This window comes from Mesorhizobium sp. M1A.F.Ca.IN.020.03.2.1, assembly GCF_004023205.1.
Taxonomy (GTDB): domain Bacteria; phylum Pseudomonadota; class Alphaproteobacteria; order Rhizobiales; family Rhizobiaceae; genus Mesorhizobium.
In genome coordinates this window covers 1-5,867 of the sequence record NZ_RZSV01000292.1, presented here as the reverse complement: position 1 = coordinate 5,867, position 5,867 = coordinate 1, and the positions used below count along the sequence as shown (strand labels likewise).

Below are 5,867 nucleotides of genomic sequence, written 5' to 3'. Positions count from 1 at the left end.
ATCCGAAGGAAATGACGCTCGGTCCTTTCCTTCGGATCGCGCTGCGGGTCGGGACTGCCGAGATGATCGGCAATGACCGGAAGCTTCATGCGGATGATGCGCTCGACCTGCCGCAGCTTGCCGTTCTCCGATGGATCGCAAAGCGTGATCGCGATGCCGTCCCTGCCGTTGCGGCCGGTACGGCCGATACGGTGGACATAGCTCTCCGCTTCGTCCGGCAAGTCGAAATTCACGACATGGCTGATGCCTGGGACGTCGATGCCGCGCGCGGCGATATCGGTCGCCACCAAAATACGCACCGAGCCGTCGCGGAAATCGTTGAGCGCCTTCTGACGCGCGTTCTGCGACTTGTTGCCGTGGATCACTGCGGCGTCGAAGCCGTCGCGGGCAAGGTCCTTGGTGACGCGGTCGGCGCCATGCTTGGTGCGCGAGAACACAATGACCGAGCGCATCGCCTCGTCGGCCAGCATCTTGGACAGCACTTGGCGCTTCTGCTTGGTGCGGGCAAGCACCACGCTTTGCACGATCTCGGCCGCCGTCGTGCTCTGCGGGGAGACTTCGATGCGGACGGCGTCCTTCAGCAAGCCCTTGGCGAGTTCCGCGATCTCGTTCGGCATGGTGGCCGAGAACAGCGCGGTCTGGCGGTTCGGCGCGGTCGCCTTGGCGATGCGCTTGACGTCGTTGATGAAGCCCATGTCGAGCATGCGGTCGCCCTCATCGAGCACCAGCCATTTGGTATCGGCAAGGATGAGGTCGCCTTCCCGCACCAGGTCGGTCAGCCGGCCGGGCGTGGCGATCAGGATATCGACGCCGGGTGCGATCTTCTTCACCTGGCTGTAGCGGGAGACGCCGCCGAGCACGAGCGCGGTCGAGATGTGCGCGCCCTTGGCGAGCAGCTTGATGGTGTCCTCGATCTGTACCGCTAGCTCGCGTGTCGGCGCCAGGATCAGCGCGCGCGCCGTCTTTGGCCGGCGCTTCGTGCCGAGCCCGATGATCTTCGACAGGATCGGCAGCGCGAAAGCCGCCGTCTTGCCCGAACCGGTCTGAGCAATGCCGAATATGTCGCGGCCTTCGATCTGCGGCGGGATCGCCTGCACCTGGATCGGCTTCGGATCCGTGAAGCCGGCGGCATTGGCGGCCTTGAGCAGCGCGCCGGTGATTCCAAGGGTAGCGAAACCGTTCTGGTCCGCCTGATTTTCATTGGTCAAAATAGTCTTCTTTCACGCGGCCCTGTGGCCGCAAACATCATGGCGGCAGGGCGCAACCTGCCGTCGAAAAATTGTCAGGAAACGACAAGGCGGCGGACGGGGAGCGTCCGCGCGGCTGCGCTGTCGTGCCCGCGGGCGTCATGCCCCGGGGCTCTTTCGCCAGCTTGCCGATCGACGGGAGGGCCCACCGGAAAGAGGGAAAACAGACGCAACCAGTCTCAATTAGTGGAGAAAGCCGAAGTTCGGCCCAAGCGCCTATGCGACCGCATATGGCCGAGTCCGCCGCAAAATGCAAGGGTGATGTTGCAGCGCAACAAAACGCCGATCGAAAAGCGACGCTTGCGCTGCGCTGCCCTCACGATTACCACAAACCACCTTTCTATTGTGGGGGCAGCGATGAAGGACGTGCTGAAGGAACTCGAGCGCCGCCGCGAGATCGCCCGGATGGGCGGCGGCAAGCAACGGATCGAGGCCCAGCACAAGAAGGGCAAGCTCACCGCCCGCGAGCGCATCGACGTCTTCCTCGACGAGGGTTCGTTCGAGGAGTTCGACATGTATGTCGAGCACCGCTCAACCGACTTCGGCATGGAGAAAACCAAGATCGCGGGCGACGGCGTCGTCACAGGCTGGGGCACCGTCAACGGCCGTCCAGTCTACCTTTTTGCCAAGGATTTCACCGTCTTCGGCGGCTCGCTGTCTGAGGCGCATGCCGAGAAGGTGGTCAAGGTGCAGGAGATGGCGCTGCGCAATCGCGCGCCGATCATCGGCCTCTACGACGCGGGCGGCGCACGCATCCAGGAAGGCGTGGCCGCGCTCGGCGGCTATGCCGAGATTTTTCAGCGCAACGTGCTCGCCTCCGGTGTCATCCCGCAGATTTCGCTGATTATGGGCCCGTGCGCCGGCGGCGATGTCTATTCGCCGGCCATGACCGACTTCATCTTCATGGTGCGCGACACCTCCTACATGTTCGTCACCGGGCCGGACGTGGTGAAGACGGTGACCAATGAGACGGTGACGGCCGAAAGCCTCGGCGGCGCCACGGTGCACACGACCCGATCCTCCATCGCCGACGGCGCCTATGACAACGATGTCGAGGCGCTGCTGCAGATGCGCCGGCTGATTGACCTGTTGCCGGCGTCCAATACCGCAGAGATTCCCGAGATCGAATGCTACCAGTCGGTGGCGGACCATGACATGTCGCTCGACCGGCTGATTCCGGACAACGCCAACAAGCCCTACGACATCAAGGAACTGATCCTGAAGGTTGCCGACGAAGGCGACTTCTTCGAGATCCAGGCGAGCTTCGCCAGGAACATTGTCACCGGCTTCGGCCGTGTGGAGGGGCGAACCGTCGGCTTCGTCGCCAACCAGCCGATGGTTCTGGCCGGCGTGCTCGACTCCGACGCCAGCCGCAAGGCGGCGCGCTTCGTGCGCTTCTGCGACTGCTTCTCGATCCCGATCGTTACCTTGGTCGACGTTCCAGGCTTTCTGCCAGGCACCGCGCAGGAATATGGCGGGCTGATCAAGCATGGCGCAAAACTGCTGTTCGCCTATGCCGAAGCCACCGTGCCGAAGATCACCGTGATCACCCGTAAGGCCTATGGCGGCGCCTATGACGTGATGGCGTCGAAGCACCTGCGCGGCGACATGAACTATGCCTGGCCGACGGCGCAGATCGCGGTGATGGGCGCAAGGGGCGCGGTCGAGATCATCTACCGCAAGGACATCGGCAACGCGGAGAAGATCGCCGCCCACACCAAAGCATACGAGGATCGGTTCCTGTCGCCCTTCGTAGCGGCCGAACGCGGCTATATCGACGAGGTGATCATGCCGCATTCGACGCGCCGCCGGATCGCGCGGGCGCTGCGCATGCTGCGCAACAAGGATATGCAGAACCCCTGGAAGAAGCACGACAACATTCCGCTGTGAGGCGGTGGTGTCGCGACTGGTCCTTGTAGCTGGCAAGCATTTCGGCAGGTCCGCCGTTATTCTCGTTGCTTAGCCCCTCTCCTTCCGCTTGGCCTCGCGACCGGGAGTCGCCGACCATCTCAATCGGTGGAACCTCGAAAGCCGGCCGGCGGCTGGAACTCTGGCTTACGCAATCCGTCGTCGGAGGTTGACAACTGGCAACCTCTAATCACATTGAAATCACATCAATGTGATGGCGGTAATGAATGCTAATAACCCTTGCAACAAAGGGCGTCGTTCCGTGCAAAGGCTACGGCGGGATAGAACGTCAGGTCGACTGGCTGGCCACTGAACTGGTCAGGCAGGGCCACCATGTCGTCCTCGTGGCGGGCCCTGGATCGTCACATCCACTGTGCGAAGTCCGGCATGCTGTGAGCGATGCCGAGTGCCGCGCGGCGATCCCCAAGGACACCCAAATCGTCCACCTTCATGCGTGGAAGGTCGAGGTTGACTTCCCGACCCTCAACACCGAGCGGGGCCATTTACCGGATTATCCGCGGCCGCAACCGAACTGGAGCTTCATCAGCGCACGGCACGCCCAGCTGCACGGCCGCAAGACCTTCGTCTACAACGGCTTTCCGGTGGATGACTATCGGCTGGCCGAATCGAAGAGTGATCGCCTCCTCTTCATGGCGGCCATCGCACGCGCCGGAAAGGGCTTGAACCGGGCAGTCGAGCTCGCCAGGAAATTCGACTTTCCCCTCGATATCGCCGGCGGCTCGCGGTGGAAATTGCTCGGCCGAAGTCGGACCCGCCGCGAGGGGGTCTTTTTCAAGAGTCTTTCCCGCCGCTATCGCTTCAACGGCGTCGTCGACGGCGACGACAAGCTGCGCCTGCTGGGCGCATCGAAGGCCTTCCTCAATCCGATCGCCTGGGAAGAGCCTTTCGGCAATGCGCCGGTCGAGGCGATGCTGTGCGGCACGCCCGTTTTGACCACAGCGCGCGGCGCCCTGCCGGAGACGGTGGACACGGATACGGGCCGATTCTTCGAGAGCGACGAGGAGTTCGCCGAAGGTCTTGCCGAGGTCGCAGACCTGTGCATGCGCAAATGCCGTGAATCTGCCGCCGACAGATTTCCGATCGCGAAAACCGCGAAGGCCTATCTGGAACTCTATGCCCGCATCCTTGATGGCGAAGCGCTTCCGTGACAAGGAACCGGCATGCTCGCCGTTCGCGGCGACTGTGTCGGATCGAAAAGGTATCGCGCGTTGCGCCCCATTCTCGTGTTCTGCTTGCCGGCAATCGGCGACTTCATCCGCTGCCATTCGGCAATTCAAATCATAGCAGCGACGTTTCCTGGACAGCCGATCGACGTCATCACCTCGCCGCTGGCCGCGCCCCTGGCGCGCTTGATGCCGCATGTCCGGAAGGCCTGGACCGTTGAAAGGCATTGGAACCCCGGTCTCAAGGAGCGGGCGCGGCTGGCGCGCGAACTCCGCCAGGAGAATTATAACGCAGCCTATCTGCTCACCAGCAGCACCAAGGCGGCCCTGGTGCCGTGGCTGGCGGGCATTCCCGAGCGCATTGGATATCCGCGCGAGCTCCAGTTCGGCATCGTCAACCGACTGCCGTCGGGATGGCTGAGAACCTTCGTGGCCTTCGGCCCGCGCAAGACAAGGCTCGTCGAACAGGTCTGTGCGATCGCGCTCCTCGGCAAGCAGCCCGCCGAAGAAAAACAGCTGCCGGCCCCGCGGCTGGCGATTTCGTCCCAAGACGTTGCCAAGTGGCGCCGGCGCAACGGCATCGATCCGGCAAGGCCGGTGCTTTCCCTCTATACTTCCGATTTCGAGAACATGCGCTCATGGCCGCCCGAGCGCTTCGTCTCGGTCGCACGAAAGCATATCGAACGGGGTTGGTCCGTCTGGCTTGTCGGCGGTCCGCGCGAACGCCAGGCTGCCGCCCAGATTCGCGCCTTGTTGCCTGAGGCGATCGACTTCACCTCGACGCCCGACATTGCAGAGGCCATGCACCAGATCGCGGCCTCCACCGTCTTTCTCGGTGTCGATGGCGGTGTGTCCCATGCAGCCGGCGCCTTGGGCATTCCAAGCGTGCTCATCTTCGGCTCGAACCGATCCTACGTGCATGGACCCTTGAACGAGCAGGTAACCTTCATCGAGCCTCCGATCTCGATACCGAGCTGGGTCCTGAACACGCGCGGAATCAGTGAGCAGCGTGTGCTCGAAGCGCTGGCGGCAAGCGTCGGAAAATACGCACCCCAACCGGTATGACCGCTTACTCCTCGGTGGCGGCGCCGAAGCCCGCGCTCATGTTCGCGCGGGCGGTGTTCGTCCACGCGTCGCATGGTTGTCGATGCGCATCCGGAACAGGAAATAGGTCGGCGAGCAGAAGCCGATCCCCTTGACCCTGGCGGCACCGGGCGTGTCGGACGGCAGCCGACTGGCACATGTAGTCTTCGCGGCAGAAATGATCGGCCGAGCAGGCCGGACGGTTACCGCGATTGACGGCGCCGCCGAGGCATTGGTCGAAATTGTTGGTCGCCACGCAGATATCGAACTTCTTGCCGCCGACCAGGCCGCAGATTTCGCTCGGCATCGGCTTGCCGGCCTTGAAAGCGGAGAAGGCCAGATCCTTGGCGTCGCAGCCGCGATAGGCGAAGCCGCCTGGCACACCGATCTTGGGCGGCCGGCAGATATAGGCGGTGCGGGAAATGGCGGGCGCGAACGCCCCGGA

Annotated in this window: 4 protein-coding genes and 1 pseudogene; 3 read left to right on the top strand and 2 right to left on the bottom strand. The window is 63.2% G+C overall.

What is annotated here, in order from left to right; all coding sequences use genetic code 11:
• The coding region (locus EOA79_RS28645) for a DEAD/DEAH box helicase (RefSeq protein WP_164893982.1) at positions 1-1,208 on the bottom strand (1,208 nt) is incomplete at its 3' end.
• 396 nt (positions 1,209-1,604) lie between these two features.
• Between EOA79_RS28645 and EOA79_RS28640 the strand changes: the two genes are divergently transcribed.
• The 3 genes from EOA79_RS28640 (at position 1,605) to waaF (ending at position 5,404) form a co-directional block, all read left to right on the top strand.
• Complete coding sequence (locus EOA79_RS28640) at positions 1,605-3,137, top strand: acyl-CoA carboxylase subunit beta (RefSeq protein ID WP_128293508.1); 1,533 nt, start codon at positions 1,605-1,607, stop codon at positions 3,135-3,137.
• Between the two features lie 410 nt (positions 3,138-3,547).
• Entirely contained in the window at positions 3,548-4,324 is a 777-nt protein-coding gene (locus tag EOA79_RS28635) for a glycosyltransferase (RefSeq protein ID WP_245322435.1), read from the top strand.
• A 60-nt stretch (positions 4,325-4,384) separates the two neighbouring features.
• Positions 4,385-5,404, top strand: coding sequence for a lipopolysaccharide heptosyltransferase II (gene waaF, locus EOA79_RS28630; protein WP_095825467.1), 1,020 nt, complete (start codon positions 4,385-4,387; stop codon positions 5,402-5,404).
• A gap of 4 nt (positions 5,405-5,408) precedes the next feature.
• Here waaF and EOA79_RS28625 read toward each other — a convergent pair.
• A pseudogene (locus EOA79_RS28625) lies at positions 5,409-5,867 on the bottom strand (hypothetical protein); the annotation flags it as partial.